This is a genomic window from Lactobacillus nasalidis (assembly GCF_016587775.1).
GTDB lineage: Bacteria > Bacillota > Bacilli > Lactobacillales > Lactobacillaceae > Lactobacillus > Lactobacillus nasalidis.
On the sequence record NZ_BOCG01000050.1, the window covers coordinates 1 to 2,952 of the forward strand.

The window sequence follows — 2,952 nt, forward strand, 5'->3', positions numbered from 1 at the left end:
ATCGGCTTCAGCAGCTGGATTGGCTTTGAGAATCGCCAGGTCCAGAAACTGGAAAGTCAGAGTCCAAAGGAAGATGATGGCCACGTAGATGCCGGCCGCCAGGGCAGAAGCCGGGTTGCTGCCGATCAAGCCGGTCGCGAAAGGCACCAGGGAGCTCCAAAAGAGCCAGATCCCGTTGACCAGGTAGACCGGAGTCGTGATCTTGTCAGCTTTTTGAAAAGCATTATGGTGTGACCGCCAGGCGAGATAGATCAGCGCGAAGCTGACGATGTAAGCGAAAAAGGTCGGCCATTCGCTCAATAATGCTGACAAAGTCAAGTGCTCTGGCACTGACAGCTCCAAGACCATGATCGTCGCCGCGATAGCTTCAATCCCGTCCGTAAATGCCATAATCCGGTTCTTGTCCATTTTGTTCTCCTCTTTCTCAAGCAGCCGTCGCCGAGGCAACTGGCAAAGCAATTTTAATATGTGTGTTCAGTAATTCTGCGATCTTTTTTAGTATAACAAAAATAATTTTATTCAATTGCCTCATTTGAATAACTCAGCTGGAAAGATCAAGACCATTTGGACAAGCGCGCAAACAAGCGTCTGGCTTAGAATTCTGCAAATAGCTTGGTCATGTCGATTTGGGCACTGTTGATGTACTTCTCGTTGGTGAATTCACGGATGCCTTCCGCGCCCATTTCCCGGCCAAAGCCTGAAGTCTTGATCCCGCCGAAAGGAATGGCTGGGGATGCCATCGTTGGCTGGTTGATTGAGACGGCACCTGCCTCCATGGCGGCCGCCAGACGGGCTGCCTTGGCCGGGTCTTCAGTGTAAACTGAGCTGCCCAGGCCGAAGTCGGTCCCGTTGGCCAATTCGATTGCTTCTTCTTCGGTCTCATATGAGAACAGCATCAAAACTGGCCCGAAGATTTCTTCGTTGAAGATTGGGTTCTCTGGCGTCACGTTGGTCAAGATGGTCGGCTGCACCCATGCATCCCCTGCCGGCAGCTTTGGACCTACTTCTTCAGCCCTTGCCCCGTTTTCAACTGCCTTGGCAATTTGGACCTTGATCTTGTCGGCCGCCTTCTTTGAGCTGACTGGTGACAAAGTGGTGTTAGGGTCAAGCGGATCACCAGCTACCATGCCGTTGATGGCTTCTTCTACCCCCTTCTTGAAGGCGTCAAACAGGCTCTCGTGAATGAACATCCGCTTGTCGCCGGCGCAGACTTGACCTGAGATCGTCATTCTGCCCATGATTGCCCCTTGAACCGCCTTGTTCAAGTCTGCGTCTGGAAGGACGACCATGGCGTCAGAACCGCCAAGTTCCATCACGCACTTCTTCAAGTTTTTGCCTGATTCAGCAGCGATTTGCCGGCCTACTGGAGTTGAGCCAGTCAAAGTTACACCGCAGATCCGCTTGTCAGCGATCAACGCGCTTGATTGTTCGTAGTCGATGAAAAGGTTGGTGAAGCAGCCCTCCGGAAAGCCCGCGTCACGGTAGAGCTTTTCCATTGCCAAAGCTGATTGCGGGCAGTTGCTTGCGTGCTTGAGAACAACTACGTTGCCGGCCATGAGCTGGGCTGCACTTGGGCGGGTCATTTGGAAAAACGGCACGTTCCAAGGTTCAACCATGTAAATGATGCCCAGAGGCTGGTAGATGCCGACAGCGTCGCCGGCCATTTGGTCAGTGGTCTTGACATAGTGAGGTTTGAGCAGGTCCTTGGCATTGTCTGCGTAATATTCCATGATGTCCGCGCAAAGATTCATTTCCCAGGCAGCGATGGTAACCAGCTTGCCGGTTTCAGTAGCGTTGATGGCTGCCAGTTCGTCTCTGCGTTCTCTGGCCAGCTTGGCCGCCTTTTTCATCAAAGCCGCGCGTTCTTCAAAAGTCGTCTTGGACCATTCCTTGTAGGTTTCCTTGGCCTTAGCCAGCTTGCCCTCCAGCTCTTCATTGGTCAAAGTCGCGAATTCTGCCAGTACTTCTCCGGTGTATGGGTTGGTAGTCTTGTATGCCATGATTGTCTTCTCCTTTATTGTTCAACATCTGGCTGCTTGCCAGCTTTTCTTGATTTGTTGAGTACAGCTTATCAAGATTCGGGATGGGAAAATACATCATAAGCTTCCATCTTGCCATCAGATCACGCCAAAAAATGCCGCAAAAAAGAGCTGGGAAACTCGCGTTTTCTCAGCTCTTGGCATTTATATCAGATTTTGCGGTCGGCAATCAGCTTTTCGTGTGCCTGGATGTTGGCCAGGCGCTTTTTGTCCCGGTTGAGCAAAAGCAGGAAGATTGCTTCGACCAGAGCCGAGCTGGCCAGGCGGGAAAAAAGGTATTCTTCCTGCAGAATCGTCTGGCCCACGGCTGTCGGCAAGTGGTAGTCGCTCTTTAGGGCCAGGGGCGAATCAGCCCGGTTGGTCATGGAGACGACCTTTATCTTTCTTTTTCGGGCCAGATCAGCCTGCCGGATCAAGCCGGCAGATTCACCGGAATTGGAGATCAGCCACAGGCAGTCAGCCGCTTGCAGGTTTAAAGTCTGCGCCAGGGCTGTTTCTGGAGCGGGACTGGAAATGGCCAACAGACCCAGCTGGTTCAGCTTGTAAACGGCGTCTTCAGCGACTGGATAAGTGTCCCCTTCAGCGGCCACCTGGATCAAGCGGCTGTTTTCAAACAGATCCAGCACCTTTTTCAACTCATCTGCCGGCAGACGGCGCAGGGTCCGGCTGATCTCATCCTCTTTGCTGGCAGCAATCTGCTTCAGGGCCTTGGAAGCATCGTCAGCTTCCAGCTCAGTCAAGGCTGAAGGCGCGGAGTTGACCCGGGCCAGACTCACCTTGAGCTGGTGAAAGCCTGCCAGGCCCAGATTGTGACAGAATCTGGTAACTGAAGCGCCGCTGACACCGGCAGCCGATGCCAGCTGGGAGATGGTGTAGTTGACCACTTCCTCAGGCTGCTTCAAGACTATGCCGG

The 2,952-nt window shown here is 52.9% G+C and carries 3 protein-coding genes; all 3 read right to left on the reverse strand.

Annotated elements, in window-relative coordinates:
- Positions 1-408, reverse strand: a 408-nt coding sequence (locus tag lacNas_RS00390) for a TMEM175 family protein (protein WP_201330962.1), incomplete at its 3' end; no start/stop codon positions are given.
- Positions 409-593: 185 nt separating this feature from the next.
- Positions 594-2,000: an aldehyde dehydrogenase family protein gene (locus lacNas_RS00395; protein ID WP_201330961.1), complete on the reverse strand. Its 1,407-nt coding sequence runs from the start codon at positions 1,998-2,000 to the stop codon at positions 594-596.
- Between the two features lie 188 nt (positions 2,001-2,188).
- The coding region (locus lacNas_RS00400; protein WP_201346489.1) for a MurR/RpiR family transcriptional regulator at positions 2,189-2,952 on the reverse strand (764 nt) is incomplete at its 5' end.

Excerpts from the sequence above, each read along its gene's own strand:
- lacNas_RS00395 (WP_201330961.1), bottom strand. The coding sequence starts at position 2,000 with ATGGCATACAAGACTACCAACCCATACACCGGAGAAGTACTGGCAGAA.